This is a genomic window from Pseudanabaena cinerea FACHB-1277 (assembly GCF_014696345.1).
Lineage (GTDB): Bacteria > Cyanobacteriota > Cyanobacteriia > Pseudanabaenales > Pseudanabaenaceae > Pseudanabaena > Pseudanabaena cinerea.
The window spans coordinates 1-23,619 of sequence record NZ_JACJPY010000071.1; the positions used below are offsets into that span (position 1 = coordinate 1).

A 23,619-nucleotide genomic window follows, 5' to 3' on the forward strand; every position below is an offset into this window, starting at 1 on the left:
TCCCATTGGTATTCAAGTCCTCTGGCGTGGCTGGTCTAATTTACGCGAACTTTGTCAGGGCTGGCTTCTTGCTCAAATTCATACTTAACGGGAAAAGTAAGATCGTTCATCCCATTACCAGCACGATTAAACCTGAAATCAAAATGATGATTCCTATTCCCGAAGGTTTCAAAATACAGGGTTCAGTTATTGCTGAACAAATAAGAGCGCTCGATTTAAATCAGCGCTGCTGGAAAACAACTGGAGAAATTTTGCCAAAAGATTTTGTTGATTTGGTTGTCCAAACTTTTAACGTTATTATCAGCTAAATGTTTCTGTCAGCATAAAGATTAATCATAGAATTTTGAGAATCAACTCATGAATATGACACAACAAGAACTATTCAAAACCTTCGAGTCATTGCCCACCGAAGCCCAACACCAAGCCTTAAACTTCATTGCCTTCTTGCAACAAACATACACCCCAGCAATCAAACCACAAAAAACAGAAATTGATTGGGTAAACGATCCATTTATAGGAATGTGGCAAGAGTGCCAAGATATGGACGACAGCACAACATGGGTACGCAATATTCGTAATAGTGAGTGGTCATAAGGCATGGAACTATTTCTTCTTGCTAAACCAAAGCTCCAAATCAGCAACACTCTCAAAATCCAAAATCGCCTCAGCCAAACTCTCCAAGCGCGGAATCTGTAGCCTTGCAATCCTTGTATGCATCTTCGGCGGCAAATTCCCAAACTTGCGCGTAAGCAATCGCAAAATAATAGTTAATAATGCCTGCTTACGCCCTTGAACTTCTCCCTCTTCACGGCCTTTCTTTAACCCTTTAAGCTCACCTTCTCTCAAAATTGCCTGATATGTTACAGACTCTTCCATGATATCTCTCCTTAAAATTTGCTTAATAATATTTTCATCTAAAACTAAACCTGCCAACACATAGGTTGCGGCTGATATTGTTTCGCGTGTGTCCTCTTCAGGAATTTGATCGATTCTTAAAGCAATATCTTGTAGCAAAGTTTCTTTGTTCGATTCACCAACCAGTATAGCAAACGGCAACATTCCCACATATTCTAAAAATTTAGTGACAGGTTGTTCCCACAGTCGAATTACTTCAAACCGATGATAGGTGTTATCGTCTTGAAATTCTTGCTGAAAAACTAAGTTTGAGCTTGTCTCTTTCAGGTAAATGACGAATTGACGGATCTTTTTATCGGGAAAGCGTCTTTTGCCGCGTACCCAATAGTCCAACTCCCGAAACGGAATTTGCGGGTCAGGTTTAGTTTGAAACTCTAAATGTAATAACAAACTTTCGGCTTCTAGCAAAATCAAGCTATCCGCACGGATTGGCTCAACCGCTAACTCTTGAGGTTGGACTTGGGTAAGCGGAATTGGCTCACCAAGTAACCATGAGGCAATATCGGTAGAATAAGTTTCGGCAAGAAATTTGCAAATATTGTCAAACATCGACAGAAAAAGAGGAGATAGAACAATGGATCGAGTAGAACTTTATCGCCAAATCGTGCGTACCTTTCTCGAAGAATATGCCCAAGAAAGCGTCTCACCCAATGAAAACGTCACGGCTGAATTAGTATTTGATGAAAAGCGCGATCGCTACTTATTAGTTCATGTTGGATTGATAAATATCGCAAACAAGGACTAGAGCTATAATTCTTGTGAATTATCAAAAAGAAAAACAATGGCAAAACATAGTCGCACATGGTGGGGTCAAAAATTTATTAGCGCCCTCGAATCTTTCACTGATTCAGGTAGACTCCAAGACGGTCGTGCTTACTCTGGCGATGGGCGCATCCTCCGTTTTGACATCACCAAAGGACTTACCACCGCCACCATTCGCGGTAACGTCAATCTGTATTTTGAAGTTTATAAAGAACCAAAATATGAGACGGAAGTAAAAATGACCGCGATCGCTACCAAAGATTGGACAAAAATCATTGCCAATATGTCCTCCAAGGCGAGTGTAGTCGCTAGATTATTGCTCAATGAAGTTCCTGAGAATATTGAAGATAGCTTGACCTCCGTTGGCAAACATCTATTACCCTATAGCAGCAAAGACTTTCAAACTGAATGTTCTTGCCCCGATTATTCCAATCCTTGCAAACATATTGCAGGGCTGTGTTATCGACTCTCAGGGGAACTCGATCAAGATCCATTTCTGCTGTTCGAGATGCGCGGCATATCTAAAGAAGATTTGCAAGCGGAACTTCTCAAATCGCCCCTTGGCAAAGCTCTAGCTTCAGAATTAGGCGAGATCGCACCCTTGAGCCAGAAATCGCCTATCAATCAGCCAACAATTACCGAGGATGCGGTGATTAAAGCAACAATTAGGTCATTCAGTAGTTGTTAAATGTTCATATTGGAACTTCTGTAAAAAAGCAGCTTCTCGCCCCAGTATGGCAAGCGACATCGCCAATCTGCTCGATCTTGACCAAAATCACATCGCGATCGCAGTCATAATAGAGCTTCTTGAGCTTTTGAATATGTCCCGAAGTCGCGCCCTTATGCCATAGCTCCTGCCGTGATCGGCTCCAATAATGAATTTCACCAGTTGAGACGGTTAGTTCTAGGGCTTGGCGATTCATCCATGCCACCATCAAAACTGTGCCATCTTGGTAATCTTGGGCGATCGCGGGGATTAATCCTTGCTCGTTATATTTGAGCGTTTCCATCCAATTGTTAGACATTTTTTTAGATAACTATACTAGACAATCCTGAAGTTTCTGCTGAAGCCATTGAGGATCAAGTTTACGCCTAATTAGCACTAATTGATTGTCTATCGGATTATCTATCGGTTTCTTGCGATGGTCAATGTTTAGCTCATAGCGCTTTCCCCGCAACTGAAAAATAAATCGCAGATCTCCATTCGCAAAACAGAACAAGAATTTAATGCATAATACAAGAACACCTGACAAGACCTTCATGTATTAGAATTATCGCCATGTGCCATGAAATCCCATTGGTACAACGCTTGGTAAAGCCAGACGACAGACTGGTTCTTGATCTAGTCGATCGCGATCAAATAGCCATACTTCTGAGCAATCGCGATCGCCATCGTAGACAACGGTGATCAGCCAACCTTGCTCAGGCTGGTCGGGATTAGCGATAAATAGCGGTTCCATTGGGTAACGATTTGCACCAAGGTTAGCTTCCATTAAATTTTGGTGGTGATGGTCATAACAGGCGATCGCATCAAATAAGTCCGTAACTTGAGAACCTTGGCGGCGGGTCGCAAGATAAGTATAGCGAGATTCTTGTCCCACTTGAGCAGGGGCAACCGTAGGGAATTCGCACCCACGATCGCTCAGTTGAGAAGATTCTAAAAATTCACCCGTAGTCGGATTGAGGCGCATTTGCCAGAGCATTCCCTCAGACTTAGTTTTAGTCTGCCCCGTTGCCACTTCCTTCAGAAATTGATTAGTCCCAAAGTCGGGATAACGGACAAGATCGAAGACAACATTACCATCGCGATCGCCATAACCATTGCCAAAATGCCATTGATACCAAGGTGCGGCATGGTTGCGACTCACTAATTCAAGGCTATGGCGATCGAACACTAAAATTTCCATGCCTTCCTGGGGCTGCCATGCTAGGGAGTCACTAAAACTCTGCAAGTTTAGCAATACAGGTACGGGATTCATCCGAAGGGGCGGCACACAGAAAATCAAATAATTCCCCGCCATCACAAAGTCATGAACCATTGATGCACCTTGCAAATTCACCTGATGCTTCTTAATCAGTTTGCCACTGCGATCGCTACGGTATAAATGCAAAGTTGTATCCTTGCCATAGGCAATCCCAAAATTGAAGATTTCCCCAGTTTGAGGATCGCGCTTAGGATGAGCGGAATAGGCGCGATGGTGATCCAATCCTTCTAAATTCTCTAAGCCATAGGTTTCAAGGGTTTCCAGATCGAGGGCATGGGGTAATCCACCTTCCCAAAGGGCAAGCAGCTTATCGGGAAGCGCCAATACTGAAGTATTTGCCACATTCTTAGAAGACTTGCCAAAACGTTGCAACCAAGACACAGGAGCCGTCATTCCATAATTGCCAAACATCAATTTGTCGGCTTGAGCCTCTGCCAAATAGCCTGCGGTCTGCACATAGCGATAGGTGGCACGGGCTTGTCCTGCACCAAAATGCACTGCCAAAACTGCTCCATCCCCATCAAACCAATGTCCCACCTGCACCCCACCCCGCTCTAGCCGCGCAGGGCCATTGCGATAAAGAGACCCTTGTAAATTTTCAGGAATCGCGCCACTGATAGGCGAGAGCGCCGTCATTGCAAATTCTTGAGCGGGTTTAGCGATCGCCCTTGCCCAAGATGCTGGCTTTGTTTGATGTCCTATAGTTGCAGTCATAGTTTTCTCTGTTGTCATAGATTTAATCTATATTCAACTAAGTTATTATTAAACTAATTGAATATGCTAAGTAACATATACTCAACTAATTGCATATGTCAACCCTTTTTTAAATTATCCATTCAAATAAATTGCAAAGCTATGTCCCTTGCCTACGCGCTGCTAGTTTCATTGATCCATGAGCCGAAAAGTGGCTATGACCTCGCCAAACAGTTCGATGGCTCGGTCGGATTTTTTTGGCAAGCCACCCACCAACAGATTTATCGCGAACTGACCAAACTCGAACAGCAGGATCTCATCTCGGCGCAAGCGATCGCCCAAGAGAGTCGCCCCGATAAAAAAATCTTTTCCGTTACCGATTTGGGTTTAGCCAATTTAAAAACATGGTTACTGCAATCTAGCGATCTCGCCCCCGTGAAAGATGAGTTTCTCGTCAAAATCTACGCGGGTTATCTCATCTCTCATGAGGCGATCGTCAAGAGTATTCAAACTCATCGCCAACTACATCAGCGCCAGTTAGCAACCTACCGAGAAATCGAGCAGCAATTTTTTAGTGGATTTCCCCAATGCCATGCACAATCCACAGGGGAGTTTAAGCTTCTATTTGCCTATTTAACTTTACGCAGAGGCATCACCTTTGAGCAGGGCTGGCTAGATTGGTGCGATGAGGCGATCGGGCTATTGCAAAATGCCGCGCATTCCGATCTGGGAGATACCTGAGAAGTTCCTTCAGCCGCGATTATCCATTCCCATAAAACAGCGATCGCTTCGATCAACTCCCAACCAAATTTACCAATCTGCCCTGTGCAAATTACATCCTCATCGGTAAGGAATTTTGTAAAAATAACTTAAATATTTCAAGATAGAACCACCCATTTTAATGGAAATTCTGAAATTAGACTAGATAAGGCAGACAAGCAATATCTAAAATAAATCTAATACGCGAGTTGCTTAAGTTATTTTTACAAGCTGCCTAATGGCAATTATTAGTCAATTCTAAGGGGCAAGGGCAACCACGGGGGGATTGCCCCTACCTGAATAATTTAATTTTTTGTAGGGGCTGTGGGTGCGTGCCAGCCCCAATCCTTCAACATCGCAGGAATTCATTCCACGTAACATCAATTATCACAACCTAATCCTTAGTTATCTTCCGCTTCTGCAACTGCTTCCGCAATAACCACGCACCACCCAAAATTGCTAACCCACCCGATGCCTCAAACTCAAAGGGAACCTCAGTAGCCTGAATCTCGAATGAGCTGAAAGTGGTGCTAGAAAAATAATTTGACCCATCATCGCCACTACGTTGATAGCCGTTATGAGTGATACCGCTAATGCCTGTGGGTGTTATATAAGGGAAGTTAGATAACCAACCATAAAAACCTGCTGTGGCATCTACCAATAGCCAGTAACGAGTATCTGGCAAAAAGGTAAAGGTCGAGGTGGGGGTGAAAATAAAGTCACCAACCGCATTACTACTGGAGGTAGGGTTAGTAAATGTCACTGACTCAAGAGTTGCCTCGTTGGGACTAGTGCTGGTCTTAGCTGAGTCACGATAGATTTGCAGCAGTGCTACATCACCATTACTAGTGTTGTAGCTAAATAACCGCAACTTGATACTGTCTAGGCTGTAGGGATTGCCAGTGGGTAGGGTAAATCCAACGGCTTTTTGATCGGGTGAGGGGGGAACAGATGCATTTGTACCATCTCCATCATTTGTACTAGAATAGTTGCCAATTAGACTAATTGCATCAGCAGGGTTAGCCGTGGTTAAGACACTGACAAGGAGAGCTGCTACCCCCCCCCATTTTTTGGTATATTTCATATTTGTCATTATTTTTGTTTGCGCGGCTAGTGCTAGTTTATTCCAACCACAGGAAGTCTGGCACTAGTACATTATGCTGGTAAATAGGTTTTGTCTAAGACTTGATCTGGGGTAAATGGTGATTCTGGGGGGAATAATTGAATATCCAAACCAGTTTCTGTGGCGGCTAATTCCCTCGCTGCTATGTAGCAATTATCAAACTCCTCTACAAAATGCCGCTTCAGACTGGGGCTATTCCTAAAAGCTTTGTGGATTCTTTGACGATGTTCGATGATGGTGTAGCGCCAACTATTAGTTCTCTTTTCGGATTGATATTGATATTTGAGCAAGTGCATGAGAACTATTTCCAAATTGCTTTCCAAACTCAGTTTTTCACTTCTACCCATATCACCGATTTCTTCAATAAGATTTTCTCTGTCCAACTCAGACAACCTGTTCTCTGATAGCAATTGCACAGCCTGTTCAACCCATAGGCAAAAGTCTTGCTCATAGAGTTCGCGATGAGATATTGAGGTTGGGGTTTGATTAGCGAGCATTGTTGTATCCCACTTTTTTTGTCACCGACAGACTAAATTATATTAATTCCTCTACTTTACGCCCTATTCAGGGAGATAATCTTCATCTAAAACTTGAGAGGTGGTAAATGGGGATGCGATGGGGAAAGTGTCTATAGAAATACCTGTTTCAACGGCAGCAAGCTTCCTTGCCTCTAGATAAACATCGGTAAATTCCTGTAAAAAATGTCGCTTCAGGCTGGGGCTATTTTTAAAAGCCCTATGGATTCTTTGACGATGTTCGATGATGGTGTAACGCCAACTATTGGTTCTTTTTTCGGGTTGATACTGATATTTGAGTAAATGCATCAGCAAGATCTTGAGATTGCTTTCTAGGGCTTGTTTTTGGCTATTACTCATGTCTGCAATTTCTTCGAGCAAGTTTTCCAAATCTAAATCCGTGAGATTCCCTTCCCGTAATAGCACTAAAGCCTGTTCAACCCACAGGCAAAAGTCTTGCTCATAGAGTTCGCGATGGGATATTGCGGTTGGGGTTTGATTAGCGATCATTTTCTGATAAAACACTAGGAGGGAGTACTTGTGTTATGCGTTTGCTCATATTTTGACCTTTTCTTAGATTATTCTTCGTCTCTGACCCGAAAGCGTAACCTTGACTGTTGAATACAGGGGCGCATTTGTTCGTAAAGCTCTCTTACATCTAAGGGCAAACGCTCTAAAAACAACTTAGGTGCTGAGAGATCCCTAGTCAGCAGTAACATATTCCCCGTTCCCATAAGGCGCTGACTTAGCGGTTTTTCTAACTGAATATCATCTATTTGATATATCTCAATAGTCTCGATTTGCTTCGAGAGAACGCCAATTTCAATGACAATTCTTTGTGAAGTAATTAAATAATTTGTATTAATTGACTGCAACCAATACCATAATGCTCCTATTCCCACGGTGAAGATTGCCACCAAAAAGCGTGGCACACTGCCAATGATTGCAGGATGCCCCTGAAACAAGATCCGCTCTTCAGTGGGATTTAATGATGAGTTGGTTGAGAAGTTAGTATTGGTCATAGCAACTACAGCACTTTGCGCTGACTTAAAATCTATAAATAATTTTAAAAGCGGCGCTAAGCACCGCTTTTAAAACCGTTAGCGATTTTTCTGCGCCCATACTCGAATTGGCATACCCCAGACATAGATAAAGCCTTCGGCGGCTTTATGGTCAAACTGGTCAGCGCTAGTATAGGTGGCGAGATCTTCGTCGTAGAGGGAGTTAACGGACTGGCGACCCACGATAATCGCGCTGCCTTTGTGGAATTTGACCCTCACGATACCTGTGACGCGCTCTTGGCTGCTGTCGATGAAGGCATCAAGGGCATTTTTGAGAGGGCTGTACCAAAGACCGTTATAGATCATCTTGCCATAGGTATCTTCAATACCACGTTTGTATTGGGCGAGGTCAGAGGGCAAAGCTAGGGTTTCGAGGTCACGGTGGGCATGGATCAATACCAACATCGCAGGCGCTTCGTAGATCTCGCGGGACTTGATCCCTACGAGGCGATTCTCAACCATGTCAATGCGTCCTACGCCATTGTCACCCGCGATCGCATTGAGTTGGGTGATCAGCTCCACAGGCTCAAGGGCTTTGCCATCAAGGGATACAGGTAGCCCCTTTTCAAAGCCAATTTCGGTGTAAGTGGGTTGATCGGGGGTATCAGCGATCGCCTTGGTCATGGCATAGATTTCTTCAGGTGGCTCATTCCAAGCATTTTCGAGAGGACCCGCTTCGATACTTCGCCCAAGTAGGTTACGGTCAATGCTGAAGGGGGAGGATTTTTTAACGGGGGAAGGAATGCCGAATTTTTCGCCATAGGCGATCGTTTCTTCGCGACTCATGCCCCATTCGCGGGCGGGGGCTAACACTTTGAGGTCGGGGTTGAGGGCGGCGATCGATACATCAAACCTGACTTGATCGTTGCCCTTGCCCGTACAACCATGCGCCACTGCGTCAGCACCATATTCGGCGGCAGCTTCTACGAGAATCTTGGCAATTAGTGGACGTGCTAGGGCTGTCGTTAGAGGATAGCGATTTTCATAGAGGGCGTTTGCCTTAATTGCAGGAAAAGCATAGTCGGTTACAAATTCTTTAGTGACATCTCTAACCAGGGATACGGAAGCACCTGAGTCTAATGCCTTTTGTTTGATGGGATCTAATTCGTCACCTTGCCCTAAGTCGGCGGCAAGGGTGATGACTTCTTCAACGCCCCATTCTGTCTTGAGGTAAGGAATACAAACAGATGTATCAACGCCGCCTGAATATGCAAGTACAACTTTTTTCGCCCGACCCATAGATATCTCCTAAACCAATCTAACCAACAAAATCTAGCTAACTAAACCTAAAAAAGTAGCCCGGGTACTACGCCTATCTCAAGCATCCCTTAGTGCTGCTGTCTTCCGACCCTGACACGATTCGGGCGTTGCGATCGCATAGATCCGAGCCATCTATAAGATTAACACTCTTTAGTCCAGATAATGCCAAGGATTTGCTGATTTCCTTAAATTGTTTTCAAATCCACACAATTTGGGTCACATAATTTGATTTATAGCTGTCGCCACCTGTATTAGGACAAATTAAAACCCAAAAAGCGAGTGACGGCGATTCGCTCCGCCACTCGTCTACTAGTTTTGTGTCCCAACAAGACTGGCAACAGCTATATAACGGTGGCTACTCCATCGAACTCACTTTAAAAAGATATAATTCTTGAGGTGATCGCGCAAAAAAAGGAAAAACGGAGAAACTACGATGTCGGAAATGTTGTGGTCAGTGGTTGTACCAACCTATAACAGGTTGCCAATCCTGCAAAAATGTTTGGCAGCTCTTGAGAAGCAAACCATAACTGCTCCCTATGAGGTTTTAGTGATTGATGATGGTTCATCGGATGGCACGGTGGAGTTTTTGACAACACATCATGATCGCTACCCCCATTTGCGACTGCTCACCCAAGACCATGCTGCCGCCGCCGCCGCCCGCAACTATGGCATCGACTCCGCCCTCGGTAAATATATTGCCTTTGTTGATAGTGATATCACTGTTAATCCTGAATATTTGCAGGCACATACGGAAACCCTATCCCAAGGTGACAAAGTATATAGCTATGGCAGGATCATTAATACCACTAATCTGGAATCGCCCGATTCAGAGCCAGTGCCACCCATACCCATATTCACCGCCGCAATTTTCGATACTTGTAATTTGGCGATCGCCCGACAATGGTTATTAGCCGCAGGTAAATTTGATACGGGATTTTTTCAATATGGTTGGGAAGATTTTGAATTGGGAATGCGAATTAAACAGTTAGGGCTAAAGCGTTTGACCTGTGCAGGGGCGATCGCATTTCATTACCATGCAGCTTTTTCCATCGACAAAATGCCGCGTTTACTAGATCTTGAAGAGCAACGGGGCAGAATGAGTATTATCTTTTATCAAAAGCATCCCACTTGGGAGGTAAAGCTAATGATCCAAAAGACTTGGCTGCATTTAGCGCTATGGGGAATCTTGACCCTCGGCGGACTGCTCAATGATCGCACCCTCAAGCCTTTGCTCTCATGGCTATGCGATCGAGGTAAATCAGAGGTTGCTATGGAAATCTTCCGCATTTACATGAATTGGTACACAGTCCTTTGGATGTATCGCAATTGGGAGCGCGAACGCAAACTACTTTTTGATTAAACTTTTTGATTAAACTTTTTGATTAAAAAGGGCAACGCGATGCGCTGCCCTTTTTTTTAATTAATCAAAGCCTTCATTTCGCGAACTGCTCGATCTAAGCCAACAAGCACAGCACGACTAATAATACTATGTCCAATATTTAGCTCTTCCATGCCTTTGATTAAAGCCACTGGTCTTGTATTACGATAGTCTAACCCATGCCCTGCATTGAGTTTTAGCCCTAGTTTAATCGCCAAGGCTCCGCCATCAGTTAGTGCTTGCAATTGGCGATCGCGGGATTCACCAGCCTTGGCATTGGCATAAGTGCCTGTGTGTAATTCAATAAATTTAGCTCCAGTTTTGGCTGAAGCCTGAATTTGTGCAGTTTCAGGATCAACAAATAAACTCACAGGAATGCCAGCCCCCTGTAATTGATGCACAAATTTACCTAAGCGATCGCCCTGAGCTTTGACATTCAGTCCCCCCTCAGTCGTAATTTCTTCACGTCTCTCAGGGACAAGGGTTATATAGTCTGGCTTGACATCAAGGGCGATCGCCACCATTTCGGGGGTTGCCGCCATTTCGAGATTTAGATGAGTACGCACGGTTTGGCGTAGCAATCGCACATCACGCTCTTGAATATGACGGCGATCTTCCCGTAGATGTACTGTGATTCCATCGGCTCCTGCTAGTTCAGCGATCGCGGCAGCAGTAACAGGATCGGGTTCTACACCACGCCGCGCTTGCCGAATCGTGGCAATATGATCAATATTTACTCCAAGTGTAGGCAACGCTCTTTCCTCAGGTATCTTAAAAGTTGGGTGTTTTCTCTATATCTATACTGTATAGCTTTTCGCAAGCATGAAAAACTTTAAAAACTTTAAAAGCGCAGCTAAGCCGCGCTTTCAAGGTTTCTCTAGATTTTTTCTGTACTAGCTAAGCTTCAGGGTTGGCTTCCTCAACAACTTCAGCAACAATCTCTTCAGGAATTTCAGGCTCTTCCATAGCATCAGGAACCTCATACTCTTCGTCTACCGCAGGCAAAGCAATTTCCATCACCGCAGGAGGCGCATTCAGTTGTTCGCGATATTTAGCTGCCATTTCCTCAGCCTTGTCATAGACTAGCTGCGGATCTTTGACCATATCCCCTGGCTCCGCCTCAAGCTGCTTGGTCGATAGCGAAATTCTACCGCGCTCAGCATCAAGGTCGATGATCATCACCTTCACCTCGTCATTCACATTAAAGACATTGTGAGGTGTTTCAATATGCTCGTGGGAAATTTCGGAAATGTGCAGCAAGCCACTTACGCCGCCGATGTCAATAAATGCACCATAGGGCTTGATACCGCGTACCACGCCGATTACCACTTCGCCAACTTCTAGCTTGTTCATCTTGCGTTCGACAAGGGCGCGACGATGGCTGAGAACTAGACGGTTGCGATCTTCATCGACTTCTAAAAACTTGAGTGGCAACTCTTCGCCCACCAATTCTTCCTTGGGCTTGCGAGTGCTAATGTGAGAGCCAGGAATAAATCCGCGTAAGCCTTCGATTCTGACCAGTGCGCCCCCTCGGTTTGTTGCAAAAATCAGCGATCGCACCGTGGCATCCTCCGCCTGTAACTGACGCACCCGCTCCCAAGCCCGCATATATTCGATGCGGCGAATGGAGAGGGTTAGCTGTCCTTCTTCGTTTTCATCGGCAAGAATGAAAAATTCACGAGTTTCATTGTTCTGCAAAACTTCTTCAGCTTGGTCAACTCGGTTGATCGACATCTCTTGAATGGGGATGTACGCTGCTGTCTTTGCGCCAATGTCAATAAGTGCGCCCCTAGGCTCAATGCTGAATACAGTACCTGCAACAATGTCGCCAGGGCTAAAATGATAATCGTACTTATCTAAAAGTTTGGCAAAGTCTTCATGAGTAAAGCCGACATTGGTGGTAGCAGTTTTTGTCCGATTGACCATAACTAAATTTTTCCTTATTCCTGTTCGCCTTGAGATTTTTTGGTTTCCTCCCGGAAATGTAAGAGCAGCAAGCATTACAGCTTTTTGCGGTTTACATCCCACGCCTGTGGGGGGGTAGCTGAGAAGGCTAAACCCATAGGCATAGGTTTTTGATTATAGCGTATTTAAGCTTTTGCTCAAAGTTTTCGCAAAATATTTTTTGGACTTATTTTTGGACTTATTTTTTGGCATTCTCCCCAATGAGATATTTATTGCGACACAAATATTTTAAGAAATATTTTGTTTGAGTACCCCCATGTCCATTTCACAAATCAATTATCAGCGATCAATCTAGGTGAGGTGATCGGCAATCTCGCGGCAAATGTTTAGATACAAGTTTGGCACAATAATTCAGCTTGAATCAACAACATGACACCCTTAAATTCACATACCATAAGTTAAAACAGCTATACAACTTGAGATAGCGATCGCCCAGAGCCGCCACGCCGCACCATGATTAATTCGGCAACGATACTTACCGCAATTTCCGCAGGAGTTAATGCGCCGATATCTAGTCCAATGGGAGCGTAAATAGAAGGGAAAGTTTTAATAGGAACTTCGCGTTTGATCTCTGCTAAAACTTGTTTAACACGGCGATCGCTGCCGATCATGCCGATATAGGTGCAAGCAACTTGGCGATCTAACAAAGCCTTGAGCGCTTCCAAATCATAGTGATAGCCTCTTGTGACTAGGGCAACGTATAGCTCTTGGTGATTGGCTAATTCGCCTAAAGCCTCTTCAATAGAATTATAGATAAATGTCGCCTGTGGATAGCGATCGCGATTTGCCCATTCACAGCGATCGTCCTGAATCGCTATCTGAAAGCCACTTAAACACGCCACTTTTGCCAATTGCTCCCCCACATGACCCGCACCGACAATCAAGAGCATCGGCTCAGGTTTGAGAACTTCTATGAAAGCATCTGTTTGTTGTGAAGATAGATGGCGCGGAGCGCCATCTATCTTCACATTTTGAATTAAAGGTGTAACTAAAGTAACTTCTTTTCCCGATCGCAAATTGGTGATAATCTCGGTTACTAATGCGATCGCCTGTTCTCCTTGCCAGCGCTCTAGCAAAACTTCCATCCAACCGCCACAGATGCCTTCCGTTGGGCGATTATGATGAGGCTTCCCCGTCAAATCAATTTCTACTAGGGTTTTAACTCCTGTTTGTAGAACTTCTCTAGCCTTAGCGATCGCCTTCGCCTCTCCTGCACCACCACCAATGGTATCTACACAGGCTGACTCCGTAATTAGCATCTTTGCGCCCACTTCTCGCGGTACGGAGCCTTTGACGTTAATTACGGTGGCGATGACGACGGCTTCTTGATGGAGTAACCCTAAAAGATGTTCATAGATCATCTAGGCTGTCACCGCAGAGATAGCAGTTGCTCTCACAGATTCGATCGCCCAGAGGATCGCTTCGGGAGTGGCGGGAACTGCCAAGTTTACGGGGTGCTTTCCTGAGCCAAAAGCAGCGACAGCTTCACGCAGGGCTTCACGAACGGATATTGCTAGCATAAAAGGAGGTTCGCCCACAGCCTTACTGCCGAGAATTACGCCATCTTGGGCGGCGCGTTCTAAGAGAGCGATCGTGAACTGTTCGGGAATTTCGCTCACGGTGGGGATTTTATAAGTGCTAGGGGCAAAGGTGAGCAAGCGTCCCTGCTCATTCCAGACCAATTCTTCCATCGTTAGCCAACCCATGCCCTGCACAAAGGCTCCTTCGATTTGACCTTTATCTAATAAGGGATTAATCGAAGACCCGACATCATGGACAATATCCACCTGACGCAGTTTGAATGTGCCTGTAAATCCATCGACTTCCACTTCACTCACTGCTGCACCATAGGCAAAATAATAGAAGGGTCTGCCCCTATTTATTTTGGCATCCCAATAGAGATTGGGAGTGCGATAGAAGCCGTTAGCCGAAAGGCTAATCCGTTGCGTGTAGGTCTGTTTGACCACTTCATCAAAGCCAATTCTGGCACTAGGATAGCTGGGGCAATAGATCCAATCATTCTCAAAGACGAGATCTTCAGGGGCATTGAGATTGAGCATCTTCACCGCAACTGTGGCAAGGCGTTGGCGTAGGGTTTCGCAAGCATCTCTAATCGCTTGTCCATTGAGATCGGAACCACTGGAAGCGGCGGTTGCGGAAGTATTCGGCACTTTGTCGGTGCTGGTGTGCATGATCCGAAAGCGATCAATATTTACACCGAGGGATTGCGCCGCCACTTGCAACATTTTGGTATGGAGTCCCTGCCCCATTTCCGTACCGCCATGATTAACTTGAATGCTGCCATCGGTATAGATTAGGACTAGCGCTCCTGCTTGGTTGTATTCGATTTTATTAAAGGAAATCCCGAACTTCACGGGAGTAATTGCAATTCCACGTTTTTTGTAAGGACTGGTTTGATTGAACTGGGCGATTTCGATTTGGCGATCGCTAAAATTAGCATTGGCTTTTACTTCATTCCAAACGCGAGCAATCCGATTTTGGAAAATTTCCTGTCCATAATGGGTGGTGCTAGTCTCTCCTGAACCGTGATAGAAGTTCTGTTCGCGCACAACTTCGGGCGCTAAACCAAGAGTACGGGCAATGCGATCGATAATCTCTTCACAGATCACCATGCCCTGTGGTCCGCCAAATCCACGATATGCGGTATTCGAGATGCGATTGGTCTTTGCCATCCAGCCCTGTACTTCTAAATGCGGAACGTAATAGGCATTGTCGATATGCATCATCGCTCGCATGAGTACGGGCGGCGTAAGGTCAAGACTCCATCCCCCTTCAGCATAGAGTTCCACCTTGAGGGCAGTCAGCATCCCTTCATTGGTGAAGCCGACTTGATAGCGTCCGAGGAAGTTGTGGCGCTTGCCTGTGATGATCATGTCGTGATGCCGCCGCAGACTCACTCTCGCAGGACGACCAGTTTTATAAGCCGCCACAGCCGCCGCCGCCGCAAAGGGATTTGCCTGCGATTCTTTGCCCCCGAAAGCACCGCCCATCCGTAGGCAAGTCACGACCACACAATTATTGGGCAAGCCTAAAACCCTTGCCACTATGATCTGTGTTTCGCTAGGGTGTTGGGTGGAGCTATAGACCTTGTAGCCGCCTTCGCCATCGGGAATGACCCAACTCGTATGGGTTTCCAGATAGAAATGATCCTGTCCGCCTACGGTTAATTCACCTGTGATGGTGCGATCGCTCTTTTCTAAAGCTATTTCAGGTTCACCTCGTTTAATCACTTTTTTATCAAGATGGAAACTTTGGGCAGCGATCGCCGCTTCAATGGATAGAATTGCAGGTAAAGGTTCGTATTCCACAACCACCTTAGCGGCAGCTTCACGGGCAGCATCCTCCGATTCACCCACAGCCCACACCACCACCTGACCCCAATAGCTCACCTCATCGGTGGGAAGCATCACTTCATCATGAATGATCGCGCCTGTATCATTTTCCCCAGGCACATCAGCCGCAGTGAGGATCGTCACTAAGCCTTCCACTGCATAGGCGGCGCTACAGTCAATCTTGGTAATCTTGGCTCTCGCATGGGGTGATAGAACGGGATAGAGGGAAAGCATCCCCGCAGGTAAGCGCTGATCGTCGGTATAGACTGCCTTGCCGCTAACGTGAGCGATCGCGCTTTCATGGGTTTTCTGGGATTGGGATTGAGTGATCATTGGAGATGTATGGTTATTAAAAAAAATATGTTATGTAAAACCCAGCAAGTTAATGCGAAGCATTAACTAGTTTGCTCAATAAAGAACTTCTCAAATAGATTGCCGACTAGCAACTTGCGATAATTGGCACTACCGCGCAGATCGCTAAGGGGAGTAAAAGCTTCATGGAGCATCGGCTTCACCGATCGCACAGTTTCTAGATTCCAAGGCTGACCGATTAACGCCTGTTCCACAGCGATCGCCCTGATTGGAGTTGCCGCTACGCCACCATAGGCAAGCCTTGCATGGAGAATTTTCTGTTCGGCATCAAGATCGATCGCAAAGGCAGCCGCCACAATACTGATGTCATCCGTGCCACGTTTGCCGATTTTGTAGGAAAAGCTGAGACGCTTAGTAGCTCCCTTACTAATCGCTTTGGGAATCGTCACCGTTTTAATAATTTCACCCTGCTGTAGTTCTGTTTGGCGATAACCCTTAAAGAAATCGGCTAGAGGTAAGGTGCGATCGCCTTGAATACTCGCAAGGGTCACGGTCGCATCAAGAGCTAATAACACGGGTGGCAAATCCCCAATGGGTGAAGCCGTGCCAATGTTGCCGCCAAGGGTAGCTCGATTGCGAACCTGTCGCGCCGCAAACCAATGCAGCATTTCATCAAGGCTCGGAAATATGCCATGTAATACATTCTCAATATGACTGAGGGGAACTGCCGCCCCAATTTTCACATAGTCCTCAGTCTGATGAATTTGTTTTAATTCCGTAATTCCTTCTAGGGAAATCAACACAGGATAATTACGCCGATGCCAACTCATTTCTAAGCCTAAATCTGTCGCTCCTGCCACAAGAGTCGCATCGGGATGTGCTTGTAATAGTTGGAGAGCTTCCGTTAATTCTGTAGGGCGATAGAACCGATGTTCATTACTGCTATAGGCGATCGCCGCAAGATCAGAATTTTTTGCCGTCAGCATGGTACTAAAGCGATCGCTGGGTGATTCCTCTCCTAAATCTGCCAATAATTTTTGGGCGGCTCGGCGAATCGGCAAATAGCCCGTACAGCGACAGAGATTCCCCTCAATGCAGACATCATCCTTCAAGCCGCCATCATAGTAAGCCGCAAACATACTCATGATAAATCCGGGGGTGCAGTAGCCACATTGGGAGCCTGCGGTTTCCACCATCGCCGCCTGCACGGGGTGCAATTGTTCCAAAGATTGCGCCTGAATTAATCCGTGCGGTTGCCCGTGCGCTAACCCCTCGGCAGTAATCACATCCCGTCCCGCCACCGCACCAATGGGAATCAGACAACTATTTGCCGCCTGATATTGGGGCTTTCCTTGGGCATCTTTACCCGCGATCGCTACGGTACAAGCGCCACAGTCGCCATCGCCACAGCCTTCTTTTGTGCCGACATAGCCTTGCTGTCGCAGATATTGCAGTAGGGTTGTTGTGGGCGCAATATCTTTGACTAAGGTAGTGATACCGTTAATCGTGAGGGTGAAATGTGTTGCGGCATTTGCGGAGATGGGGATAGCCTGTTGAGTCACGGAAGTTCCTCTGGTATAGATCTAGCCTGTAAAATGAGCTGATGAGATCAACCTTAAGAGCTTTCTGGATCTTAGAGCTGTAAAAATTGATCGATTTTTGCGGATTCATGCATACTGCGTTTAATGCAGTCACCAAGGGCAACACCACCGATGAAGTTAGCACTGACATAAAGACCAGGGGACTTTTGCAATGCGGATTCGACAGTGGCGAGCCGCTCTAGATGCCCGATTTCGTATTGCGGAATTGCTTGATCCCAGACATGGACAGCGATCGCCTTGGGTTGAGCTTGGGAATTGGGGCGCAGCAGGGTTTTTTGGAGATCCTGATGCACAGCTTGGACAATTTCAGTTTCGGATAATTTGGCGAGGGCAGGATCGAGCGTACCACCGATGAAATTTAAAAGTAACTGCCAACCTGCGGGGGCGCGACCCGCAAAGAGACTAGATGTCCAGATCGTGCCAAGGGTGCGAATGCCTTCAGTGCGGGGGATCAGGTTGCCGAAGCCTTGCATATCGCTAACGAGTTCATTTTTGGGATAGGCAAGCACCACACAGGCAACGGTGGGATAGAAGATTTGGGCAAGGGCTTGGCTGGCGGCAGGTAAATAATTTTCGAGGATTTTGGCGCTGACATAGGCAGGGGTACTCAACACCACCGATCGCGCCGTAATCATCTCTATGCCTGTGGGCGTATCGAAACAGGCTTGATAAAACTTGCCCTGTTGATCCTCTTGCTGACTCAGCGATCGCAATGTCCATTGTTGCTTGATCGCTGCCCCCCGCTCCCGCAGTTTGGCGGCGATCGCCTCAGGCAGCATCTTGATCCCTTCCCGAAAAGAGCCCAGCTCCCCCGCCTTAACTTTGGGTAAATCATCGGACTGAGCTTTTAGCTTTTGCGCTTTGCGCTCTTGGCTAGACAGCAAAGCTCCAGCGATCAAACCGCCATAACGTTCTTCAAGACGGTAGATTTTAGAAAAGGCTGCCTTAGCACTAAGACGCTGCGGATCGCCCGCGTAAACCCCAGAGATGAATGGCGCAACCAAACGATCAACTGCTTTGCGCCCCAAAACGCGGGTAAAAAATTGTGCCACTGATTCTTCACCAGCCATCGCAGGACGCGCAAAGCCCATTGCCCCCAAAGCAAGGCGAATTTTGCTGCCCCAGTCCAAAATTTGTGAGGCGATCGCCGCAGGAGGACTCATCGGTAAAGCATTCAGCTTGCCCTTGATAAACACAAAGCGTGGCAGTTTGCCATTTGCCAATACTAACTGCTCCTTCAGCCCCACATCAACGGCAAGGCGTAAAAGCTCTGGGGCAGGCTGAAAACTATTAGGACCTTCCTCCCAAAGATAGCCCTGATCGTTTTTTTGACTGATGATTGCCCCACCTACGCGGTCTTGAGCCTCAGCAACCATGACGCGATAGGATTTCTTGACCGCTAATTCATAGGCGATCGTCAATCCTGAAATCCCTGCACCCACCACCAACACATCGACATCACGCGCAATGGTTACAGCATTGTTAGACAAATTTGGGGATGGGGTCGTATTCATAGTTTTTCCTGATTTGGGTTGGCGTGCAGAGCGTTGCAACTATTTTGTAACTATATTGAATGCTGAAATACGGCATTCAGATATACTTTAGCGGCACTGCGATAGCTATGGGCGGCGGCTGTACCTGGGCGATCGCTGCCATTTTGCAAGAGAAACAAAGACAATGCGGCAGCCAATACGCGATCTTGATTCCAATCTGGATGCGAACCTAGGTAGCTCTTGAGGCTTTCATGCAATTCTTCAGGAATCTCTGCCAATATACTGACGGTGGTATTCATGCGGAAACCTCAATTTCTAAGCGAGTTAAATCGGAATTTCGCAACCATTGTGAAGGTCGGGATTTAATTGTGCGTTTAAGCAGTAGCTCTTGTCAACGTAACGAGATGTTAAGCAAATGCTTGTTATTCCATGAAATTGAGATCAATCACCGTGATTTTAAATGTATTTCTGTTACATAACTTCATAATTTAAACCCTTCAAAAGTTTTCCCACATAGAACTGCCCACTCATTAACAAATCCTTAACCCATATAGCGATCGCCTTTTTTAATTTCCCAAGGGCTGTGGAAAACCCTCGATTATCTGTGGATAAAGTGCAAATATCTGTGGAAAACCCTGTGGAAAACTTTGCAGGAGATCGATACACAATTATGTTGGGTTGATAACAAATTTATTTTTTATGATATCTAGGTAAAATAAAGGCAATAAAACCCATGCTACCAATTTTGATCAAATTTTCGCCATACCTCTGATAAACGCGGCTCCACCTCTGCATCTACTAATACCGCCGCAACCACTGCACGAATTTTCCATAGACTGCTAAAATTTGCCCGAATCATCACCTTGCCAGAGGCAACGGACTTTTCTAGTGAAGATCGTCCAAACATAATATCCCGCAAGGCATCACCTGTGGCTTCAAAGGAGTCCTCAGCATCGGGCGCTGCCGTTTGGATTTGCACTTCTAGATCAGGAGCGCTGGCAACCTTTATATGCAGGCGGGTGTCATCAATAGCGATCGTGGCTGAGCGATGTGCTGCAACTTTGGCGATCGCCGTCCATGTATCGCCTTGGCGATCGCGCAAAATGGCTATTAATTCCAATAGTAAGCTTGATAAAAGTTGAAAACGCACAGACATCTCAGGCATAAGTTAACGCTATAGCTTGTTGAAGCGAGAAAAAAATTTTTTTTATAGTTGCAAATCAGCACAAAGCCTTGCAATCGCTGATTATATATCCTGTTGTCAATATACTTTCGAGATAATGGTTTGTGTATGGGCAAAGCACTGTAGTATATTGAATAGTCCTTAGAGATGCGGTTTCGGGGTATCCCAAATCAATGGCTGTTAAACTTGCACTGGATGATAAACAAACCATACTTCGCCTCTATCGCGATTCAGGTGCGACCACAACGCAACTGGCTAAGCAATTTGGCATTAGTACAAGTACAGTCGTCCGACTGTTGCAAGAGCTAATGCCTGCGGAAGAATATCGACAATTGGTGACTAAGAAGAAGGCTGATGGCAAAAAAGGAGCGCGATCTAATTTTGACATCGGCGATTTTCAGATCAACCAACTCGCCCTCATTACTGAAGATTTATCTAACAATATATCTGTGAACAGCGACGATGATGAGATTGAGCTAGAGGAAGTAGATAATCTAGCAAGCTTGGATCTAGATAGCAATCTGGATCTAAATTTAATGGATGTGTCCATAAATGGAGACTCTGATGATCAGGGGGATGAGAATATAGACTCTTTGCTTGATGAGGATCTTGATGAAGATGATCTCGATGAAGATGATCTTGTCGATGAGGATAATCTTGATCTCGATCTTGATGAATTAGACTTTGCTGATGAGGATGGGGATACTAGCCTCGCGATGTTTACGGAGTTGCAGGGGCATCATAATGCAGGCGATCGCTTAGAGATACTGCCACTTGATGAGGCGGAACTGCCAATTATTTGCTATATCGTTGTTGATCGCATTGCCGAGATTATTACCCGACCCCTTAAGGATTTTAAGGATCTAGGTGCGATTCCCCTTGAAGAGAATCAATCAAAAACTATTCCCATTTTTGACAATCATCGGGTTGCCAAAAGATTTTCCCATAGCAATCAACGGGTGATTAAATTTCCCAGTGATTTGATTCATATTACGCGCAATCAATTGATTCGTAAGGGCATTACCCGTATTTTATTTAGCGGTCAAGTTTACGCCCTAAACTGAAAACCGCTAGAAATTTCGCAAAGATTCGCAAAGAGTTGTGACTGTGCTGACTTTATCTCCTGCAAGGCAAAAATTTTGGCAAATTGCCCATACTGCTGACGCTGAATTATCCATCGATCATCTGCTCGAAGGGGCTTTGGCGATCGCATGGGAAGAGAATCCGCGCATGGATCTTGGACATTACCGCAGCCTATTAGATCGGATGGTGTCGGATCTAGAGCCAAGGTTAGCGGCGATCGCCTATCCTCTCAAAAAGGTGCAAGCGATTAATCAATACCTATTTACAGAGCTAGGTTTTCAGGGTAATGACCATAATTATTACGATCCCCTCAATAGCTTTATCAACCATGTGTTAGATCGGCGCTTGGGCATTCCCTTAACCCTATCGTTGATTTATATGATTATTGGCGATCGCTTAGGGTTTCCCATTGAGGGTATTAGTTTTCCTGGGCATTTCATCATTCGTCCCCAACATCCTGATTTAGAAATTTTTATTGATCCTTACAACAAAGGCGAAATCCTATTTCCCGAAGACTGTGCTGCTAAGCTCTCTCAGCTTTATGGCGAGGTCGTGGTACTTCAGCCCGAATACCTTGCCCCCGTTGGCATTCGCCGCATTCTCGATCGCCTGTTAAACAATCTAAAAATGATTTATCTGCGCCGCCGTGAACCAGATAAGGCCCTTGCTGCTATTGAGCGATCGCTGATGTTACATCCTGATATCCCCACTCAATGGCGCGATCGGGGCTTAATCTGCTATCAACTAGATCGCTATACCGAAGCAAGGATTGATCTGGAAAATTATATGAAGGCTGCCCCTTATGCTGATGATCGTCCCATCATTGGGCGGCTAATCGCAGAAATGGATCAAGAAAATTAACTGCCACTTTTAAGCGAAGATTACGAATCAACGGATAAGCCCCTGCCATCGCCACAAGTTTTACAATGGCTTTAGTTGTGCGAGAAACTCCTCTCGATTACCCAGATTTGCCATCCGATTGTCCCTACGCGATCGCCCAAATCCTCGATCCTCAGTTTCCAGAAGATTTGAAATAATGGATGATTCTATTGACACGTTAGTAATTGGCTATACTGATGGCGATCTCAATCAAGTTGGGTTGAGTGTGAAGCCGAGCGTGTTGCAAAAGGCTTTGGTTAATTTGAGAATGCCAGTTGTGAGTCAAGTGTAAGGATTTTGGGACTGGTTCCGTTGTATTCCCCACTTTGCGGAAACAGTGCTCAGTAACCACAGATCGCACAAGGCGCTGTAAAATTAATTTCGCCATGGTTTTAAGAGGTGATTGGTGAGAGATAACAAAATTGATATACTTCGATTTTTAGGTTTAGCAATGATAATACTTGCTCATGTCAATCCTCCTGCATTAATATTTCAGCTTCGCAATTTTGATGTGCCATTGATGGTAATGATATCGGGCTTATCATTTAGCTTATCTTATAAGCAAGAGAGCTATAAATCTTATATATGGAAAAGAATTAAAAGATTACTATTCCCTTTGTGGATATTTCTTACTTGCTACTTTTTATTGATTTTCTTTATTGCTTATCCTATTAAATTACCAAGTATAAGAACAATTTTGGAGAGCTATTTATTGTTACCAGGTATTGGTTATGTGTGGATTATTCGAGTTTTTCTATGCATGGCTACTATAGCTCCATTGATAATGAAATTACATTTAAAAATCAAAAAAAACCTGAGTTATTTTCTGATTATTGGAGCTGTTTATTTGAGTTATGAGCTAATTTTACTGGTTTCTCAGCCTTTTTTATCGTCTTCAAAATGGATGATTGTATTTGAATCTATATTTTTATATCTTGTTCCTTATTCGGTCATATTTGCCATTGGGTTGCGTCTAAATAGTATAGACAGAAAATCATTGATTTATATGTCCATATCTAGCATATCTGCTTTTATTGCTATGGGATTGTCATTTTATTTAAACTCAGGTTTATGGATCAAAACACAGCTTTTTAAATATCCTCCGTCTTTATATTACCTATCCTATGCCTTAGGGATTTCAACTTTTCTATGGTTAGCTTCGGGATTTATCGTAGAGATATTAAATAAGCTAAAGATTCTGAGGGGGTGACAAAGACATCTAAAACGTAGCCGTGACAAGCTGCATAGCCCTCTTACCTCGTTGATAGTAGGTTAACTTATTGGGAGCTAGTTTCAATA

Annotated in this window: 30 protein-coding genes and 1 other RNA gene; 11 read left to right on the top strand and 20 right to left on the bottom strand. The window is 45.1% G+C overall.

The features are described from left to right. The first annotated feature begins 5 nt into the window (after positions 1-5). Complete coding sequence (locus H6F44_RS17375) at positions 6-308, top strand: type II toxin-antitoxin system PemK/MazF family toxin (protein WP_242016628.1); 303 nt, start codon at positions 6-8, stop codon at positions 306-308. Between the two features lie 55 nt (positions 309-363). Beyond that, positions 364-594, top strand: coding sequence for a DUF2281 domain-containing protein (locus tag H6F44_RS17380; protein WP_190352299.1), 231 nt, complete (start codon positions 364-366; stop codon positions 592-594). A gap of 9 nt (positions 595-603) precedes the next feature. Here H6F44_RS17380 and H6F44_RS17385 read toward each other — a convergent pair whose 3' ends face one another. Further along, positions 604-1,464: an Rpn family recombination-promoting nuclease/putative transposase gene (locus H6F44_RS17385; RefSeq protein ID WP_190352300.1), complete on the bottom strand. Its 861-nt coding sequence runs from the start codon at positions 1,462-1,464 to the stop codon at positions 604-606. Positions 1,465-1,489: 25 nt separating this feature from the next. On the opposite strand from H6F44_RS17385, the gene H6F44_RS17390 reads away from it, so the two are divergent. Next, positions 1,490-1,660 (top strand): element excision factor XisI family protein, encoded by a 171-nt coding sequence (locus H6F44_RS17390; protein ID WP_190352301.1) that lies wholly within the window; start codon positions 1,490-1,492, stop codon positions 1,658-1,660. A 36-nt stretch (positions 1,661-1,696) separates the two neighbouring features. Further along, positions 1,697-2,365, top strand: a complete 669-nt coding sequence (locus H6F44_RS17395) for an SWIM zinc finger family protein (RefSeq protein ID WP_190352302.1) — start codon at positions 1,697-1,699, stop codon at positions 2,363-2,365. A gap of 4 nt (positions 2,366-2,369) precedes the next feature. Here H6F44_RS17395 and hisI read toward each other — a convergent pair whose 3' ends face one another. Genes hisI through H6F44_RS17410 form a run of 3 tightly spaced genes read right to left on the bottom strand, consistent with a single transcriptional unit; the run spans position 2,370 to position 4,376 of the window. Continuing rightward, the gene (gene hisI, locus H6F44_RS17400; RefSeq protein ID WP_190352303.1) at positions 2,370-2,702 is read right to left on the bottom strand and encodes a phosphoribosyl-AMP cyclohydrolase; all 333 of its coding nucleotides are present in this window, start codon (positions 2,700-2,702) and stop codon (positions 2,370-2,372) included. A 12-nt stretch (positions 2,703-2,714) separates the two neighbouring features. After that, positions 2,715-2,939, bottom strand: a complete 225-nt coding sequence (locus H6F44_RS17405) for a CobW C-terminal domain-containing protein (RefSeq protein ID WP_190352304.1) — start codon at positions 2,937-2,939, stop codon at positions 2,715-2,717. Between the two features lie 9 nt (positions 2,940-2,948). Further along, a complete protein-coding gene (locus tag H6F44_RS17410) occupies positions 2,949-4,376 on the bottom strand; it encodes a carotenoid oxygenase family protein (protein WP_190352305.1) in 1,428 nt (475 codons plus the stop codon). Positions 4,377-4,517: 141 nt separating this feature from the next. Here H6F44_RS17410 and H6F44_RS17415 point away from each other — a divergent pair, with 141 nt between their 5' ends. Further along, positions 4,518-5,096, top strand: coding sequence for a PadR family transcriptional regulator (locus H6F44_RS17415; protein ID WP_190352306.1), 579 nt, complete (start codon positions 4,518-4,520; stop codon positions 5,094-5,096). A 276-nt stretch (positions 5,097-5,372) separates the two neighbouring features. Here H6F44_RS17415 and H6F44_RS23595 read toward each other — a convergent pair whose 3' ends face one another. The 7 genes from H6F44_RS23595 to ffs form a co-directional block, all read right to left on the bottom strand. Beyond that, positions 5,373-5,495: a hypothetical protein gene (locus H6F44_RS23595; RefSeq protein ID WP_277874129.1), complete on the bottom strand. Its 123-nt coding sequence runs from the start codon at positions 5,493-5,495 to the stop codon at positions 5,373-5,375. Positions 5,496-5,508: 13 nt separating this feature from the next. Continuing rightward, positions 5,509-6,198: a PFE-CTERM domain-containing protein gene (locus H6F44_RS17420; protein WP_190352307.1), complete on the bottom strand. Its 690-nt coding sequence runs from the start codon at positions 6,196-6,198 to the stop codon at positions 5,509-5,511. Between the two features lie 71 nt (positions 6,199-6,269). Next, the gene (locus tag H6F44_RS17425; RefSeq protein WP_190352308.1) at positions 6,270-6,734 is read right to left on the bottom strand and encodes a DUF29 domain-containing protein; all 465 of its coding nucleotides are present in this window, start codon (positions 6,732-6,734) and stop codon (positions 6,270-6,272) included. Between the two features lie 63 nt (positions 6,735-6,797). Further along, positions 6,798-7,262, bottom strand: coding sequence for a DUF29 domain-containing protein (locus H6F44_RS17430; protein WP_190352309.1), 465 nt, complete (start codon positions 7,260-7,262; stop codon positions 6,798-6,800). Positions 7,263-7,330: 68 nt separating this feature from the next. After that, positions 7,331-7,774 (bottom strand): PH domain-containing protein, encoded by a 444-nt coding sequence (locus H6F44_RS17435; protein ID WP_190352310.1) that lies wholly within the window; start codon positions 7,772-7,774, stop codon positions 7,331-7,333. 78 nt (positions 7,775-7,852) lie between these two features. Beyond that, positions 7,853-9,052: an argininosuccinate synthase gene (locus tag H6F44_RS17440; protein ID WP_190352311.1), complete on the bottom strand. Its 1,200-nt coding sequence runs from the start codon at positions 9,050-9,052 to the stop codon at positions 7,853-7,855. A 54-nt stretch (positions 9,053-9,106) separates the two neighbouring features. Further along, positions 9,107-9,203: signal recognition particle sRNA small type (gene ffs / locus H6F44_RS17445), an RNA gene on the bottom strand. 303 nt (positions 9,204-9,506) lie between these two features. On the opposite strand from ffs, the gene H6F44_RS17450 reads away from it, so the two are divergent. Next, positions 9,507-10,433: a glycosyltransferase family 2 protein gene (locus H6F44_RS17450; protein ID WP_190352312.1), complete on the top strand. Its 927-nt coding sequence runs from the start codon at positions 9,507-9,509 to the stop codon at positions 10,431-10,433. A 56-nt stretch (positions 10,434-10,489) separates the two neighbouring features. Here the strand turns inward: H6F44_RS17450 and H6F44_RS17455 are convergent, their stop codons facing one another. The 9 genes from H6F44_RS17455 to H6F44_RS17495 form a co-directional block, all read right to left on the bottom strand. Continuing rightward, positions 10,490-11,203 carry a pyridoxine 5'-phosphate synthase gene (locus H6F44_RS17455; RefSeq protein ID WP_190352313.1) on the bottom strand — a complete coding sequence of 238 codons (714 nt, stop codon included), beginning with the start codon at positions 11,201-11,203 and terminating at the stop codon, positions 10,490-10,492. Positions 11,204-11,348: 145 nt separating this feature from the next. Continuing rightward, positions 11,349-12,377 carry a 30S ribosomal protein S1 gene (locus H6F44_RS17460; protein ID WP_190352314.1) on the bottom strand — a complete coding sequence of 343 codons (1,029 nt, stop codon included), beginning with the start codon at positions 12,375-12,377 and terminating at the stop codon, positions 11,349-11,351. 446 nt (positions 12,378-12,823) lie between these two features. Continuing rightward, positions 12,824-13,777: an XdhC family protein gene (locus H6F44_RS17465; protein ID WP_190352315.1), complete on the bottom strand. Its 954-nt coding sequence runs from the start codon at positions 13,775-13,777 to the stop codon at positions 12,824-12,826. Then, complete coding sequence (xdhB, locus tag H6F44_RS17470) at positions 13,778-16,102, bottom strand: xanthine dehydrogenase molybdopterin binding subunit (RefSeq protein WP_190352316.1); 2,325 nt, start codon at positions 16,100-16,102, stop codon at positions 13,778-13,780. It abuts the gene before it with no gap. A 62-nt stretch (positions 16,103-16,164) separates the two neighbouring features. Continuing rightward, positions 16,165-17,643 carry a xanthine dehydrogenase small subunit gene (gene xdhA / locus H6F44_RS17475; protein WP_322096249.1) on the bottom strand — a complete coding sequence of 493 codons (1,479 nt, stop codon included), beginning with the start codon at positions 17,641-17,643 and terminating at the stop codon, positions 16,165-16,167. Between the two features lie 71 nt (positions 17,644-17,714). Then, on the bottom strand, positions 17,715-19,196 hold the full coding sequence (hemG, locus tag H6F44_RS17480) for a protoporphyrinogen oxidase (RefSeq protein ID WP_190352317.1): 1,482 nt from the start codon (positions 19,194-19,196) through the stop codon (positions 17,715-17,717). Between the two features lie 50 nt (positions 19,197-19,246). Further along, positions 19,247-19,474, bottom strand: a complete 228-nt coding sequence (locus tag H6F44_RS17485; RefSeq protein ID WP_190352318.1) for a DUF2811 domain-containing protein — start codon at positions 19,472-19,474, stop codon at positions 19,247-19,249. A gap of 172 nt (positions 19,475-19,646) precedes the next feature. Beyond that, positions 19,647-19,841, bottom strand: coding sequence for a hypothetical protein (locus H6F44_RS17490; protein WP_190352319.1), 195 nt, complete (start codon positions 19,839-19,841; stop codon positions 19,647-19,649). 70 nt (positions 19,842-19,911) lie between these two features. Continuing rightward, on the bottom strand, positions 19,912-20,340 hold the full coding sequence (locus tag H6F44_RS17495; RefSeq protein ID WP_190352320.1) for a hypothetical protein: 429 nt from the start codon (positions 20,338-20,340) through the stop codon (positions 19,912-19,914). Between the two features lie 191 nt (positions 20,341-20,531). Between H6F44_RS17495 and H6F44_RS17500 the strand changes: the two genes are divergently transcribed. The 5 genes from H6F44_RS17500 to H6F44_RS17515 all read left to right on the top strand — a co-directional run bounded on the left by H6F44_RS17500 (position 20,532) and on the right by H6F44_RS17515 (position 23,530). Continuing rightward, positions 20,532-21,422, top strand: coding sequence for a helix-turn-helix domain-containing protein (locus H6F44_RS17500; protein WP_190352321.1), 891 nt, complete (start codon positions 20,532-20,534; stop codon positions 21,420-21,422). A gap of 43 nt (positions 21,423-21,465) precedes the next feature. Further along, positions 21,466-22,302, top strand: coding sequence for a SirB1 family protein (locus H6F44_RS17505; protein WP_322096250.1), 837 nt, complete (start codon positions 21,466-21,468; stop codon positions 22,300-22,302). 65 nt (positions 22,303-22,367) lie between these two features. Further along, on the top strand, positions 22,368-22,478 hold the full coding sequence (locus tag H6F44_RS17510; RefSeq protein WP_242016627.1) for a DUF29 domain-containing protein: 111 nt from the start codon (positions 22,368-22,370) through the stop codon (positions 22,476-22,478). Further along, positions 22,478-22,612 (top strand): hypothetical protein, encoded by a 135-nt coding sequence (locus H6F44_RS23600; protein WP_277874130.1) that lies wholly within the window; start codon positions 22,478-22,480, stop codon positions 22,610-22,612. Before H6F44_RS17510 ends, H6F44_RS23600 begins: the two co-directional genes overlap by 1 nt. A gap of 114 nt (positions 22,613-22,726) precedes the next feature. Beyond that, positions 22,727-23,530 (top strand): acyltransferase family protein, encoded by an 804-nt coding sequence (locus tag H6F44_RS17515; RefSeq protein WP_190352323.1) that lies wholly within the window; start codon positions 22,727-22,729, stop codon positions 23,528-23,530. The last annotated feature ends 89 nt before the right edge of the window (positions 23,531-23,619 follow it).

Excerpts from the sequence above, each read along its gene's own strand:
- H6F44_RS23595 (WP_277874129.1), bottom strand. The coding sequence starts at position 5,495 with ATGTTACGTGGAATGAATTCCTGCGATGTTGAAGGATTGGGGCTGGCA.
- H6F44_RS17495 (WP_190352320.1), bottom strand. The coding sequence starts at position 20,340 with ATGCCTGAGATGTCTGTGCGTTTTCAACTTTTATCAAGCTTACTATTG.
- H6F44_RS17385 (WP_190352300.1), bottom strand. The coding sequence starts at position 1,464 with ATGTTTGACAATATTTGCAAATTTCTTGCCGAAACTTATTCTACCGAT.
- H6F44_RS17440 (WP_190352311.1), bottom strand. The coding sequence starts at position 9,052 with ATGGGTCGGGCGAAAAAAGTTGTACTTGCATATTCAGGCGGCGTTGAT.
- H6F44_RS17390 (WP_190352301.1), top strand. The coding sequence starts at position 1,490 with ATGGATCGAGTAGAACTTTATCGCCAAATCGTGCGTACCTTTCTCGAA.
- H6F44_RS17435 (WP_190352310.1), bottom strand. The coding sequence starts at position 7,774 with ATGACCAATACTAACTTCTCAACCAACTCATCATTAAATCCCACTGAA.
- H6F44_RS17510 (WP_242016627.1), top strand. The coding sequence starts at position 22,368 with ATGGCTTTAGTTGTGCGAGAAACTCCTCTCGATTACCCAGATTTGCCA.
- hemG (WP_190352317.1), bottom strand. The coding sequence starts at position 19,196 with ATGAATACGACCCCATCCCCAAATTTGTCTAACAATGCTGTAACCATT.
- H6F44_RS17420 (WP_190352307.1), bottom strand. The coding sequence starts at position 6,198 with ATGAAATATACCAAAAAATGGGGGGGGGTAGCAGCTCTCCTTGTCAGT.
- H6F44_RS23600 (WP_277874130.1), top strand. The coding sequence starts at position 22,478 with ATGGATGATTCTATTGACACGTTAGTAATTGGCTATACTGATGGCGAT.
- H6F44_RS17425 (WP_190352308.1), bottom strand. The coding sequence starts at position 6,734 with ATGCTCGCTAATCAAACCCCAACCTCAATATCTCATCGCGAACTCTAT.
- H6F44_RS17430 (WP_190352309.1), bottom strand. The coding sequence starts at position 7,262 with ATGATCGCTAATCAAACCCCAACCGCAATATCCCATCGCGAACTCTAT.
- xdhB (WP_190352316.1), bottom strand. The coding sequence starts at position 16,102 with ATGATCACTCAATCCCAATCCCAGAAAACCCATGAAAGCGCGATCGCT.
- H6F44_RS17395 (WP_190352302.1), top strand. The coding sequence starts at position 1,697 with ATGGCAAAACATAGTCGCACATGGTGGGGTCAAAAATTTATTAGCGCC.
- H6F44_RS17460 (WP_190352314.1), bottom strand. The coding sequence starts at position 12,377 with ATGGTCAATCGGACAAAAACTGCTACCACCAATGTCGGCTTTACTCAT.
- H6F44_RS17380 (WP_190352299.1), top strand. The coding sequence starts at position 364 with ATGACACAACAAGAACTATTCAAAACCTTCGAGTCATTGCCCACCGAA.
- H6F44_RS17485 (WP_190352318.1), bottom strand. The coding sequence starts at position 19,474 with ATGAATACCACCGTCAGTATATTGGCAGAGATTCCTGAAGAATTGCAT.
- H6F44_RS17415 (WP_190352306.1), top strand. The coding sequence starts at position 4,518 with ATGTCCCTTGCCTACGCGCTGCTAGTTTCATTGATCCATGAGCCGAAA.
- H6F44_RS17465 (WP_190352315.1), bottom strand. The coding sequence starts at position 13,777 with ATGATCTATGAACATCTTTTAGGGTTACTCCATCAAGAAGCCGTCGTC.
- H6F44_RS17500 (WP_190352321.1), top strand. The coding sequence starts at position 20,532 with ATGGCTGTTAAACTTGCACTGGATGATAAACAAACCATACTTCGCCTC.
- hisI (WP_190352303.1), bottom strand. The coding sequence starts at position 2,702 with ATGTCTAACAATTGGATGGAAACGCTCAAATATAACGAGCAAGGATTA.
- H6F44_RS17405 (WP_190352304.1), bottom strand. The coding sequence starts at position 2,939 with ATGAAGGTCTTGTCAGGTGTTCTTGTATTATGCATTAAATTCTTGTTC.
- H6F44_RS17410 (WP_190352305.1), bottom strand. The coding sequence starts at position 4,376 with ATGACTGCAACTATAGGACATCAAACAAAGCCAGCATCTTGGGCAAGG.
- H6F44_RS17450 (WP_190352312.1), top strand. The coding sequence starts at position 9,507 with ATGTCGGAAATGTTGTGGTCAGTGGTTGTACCAACCTATAACAGGTTG.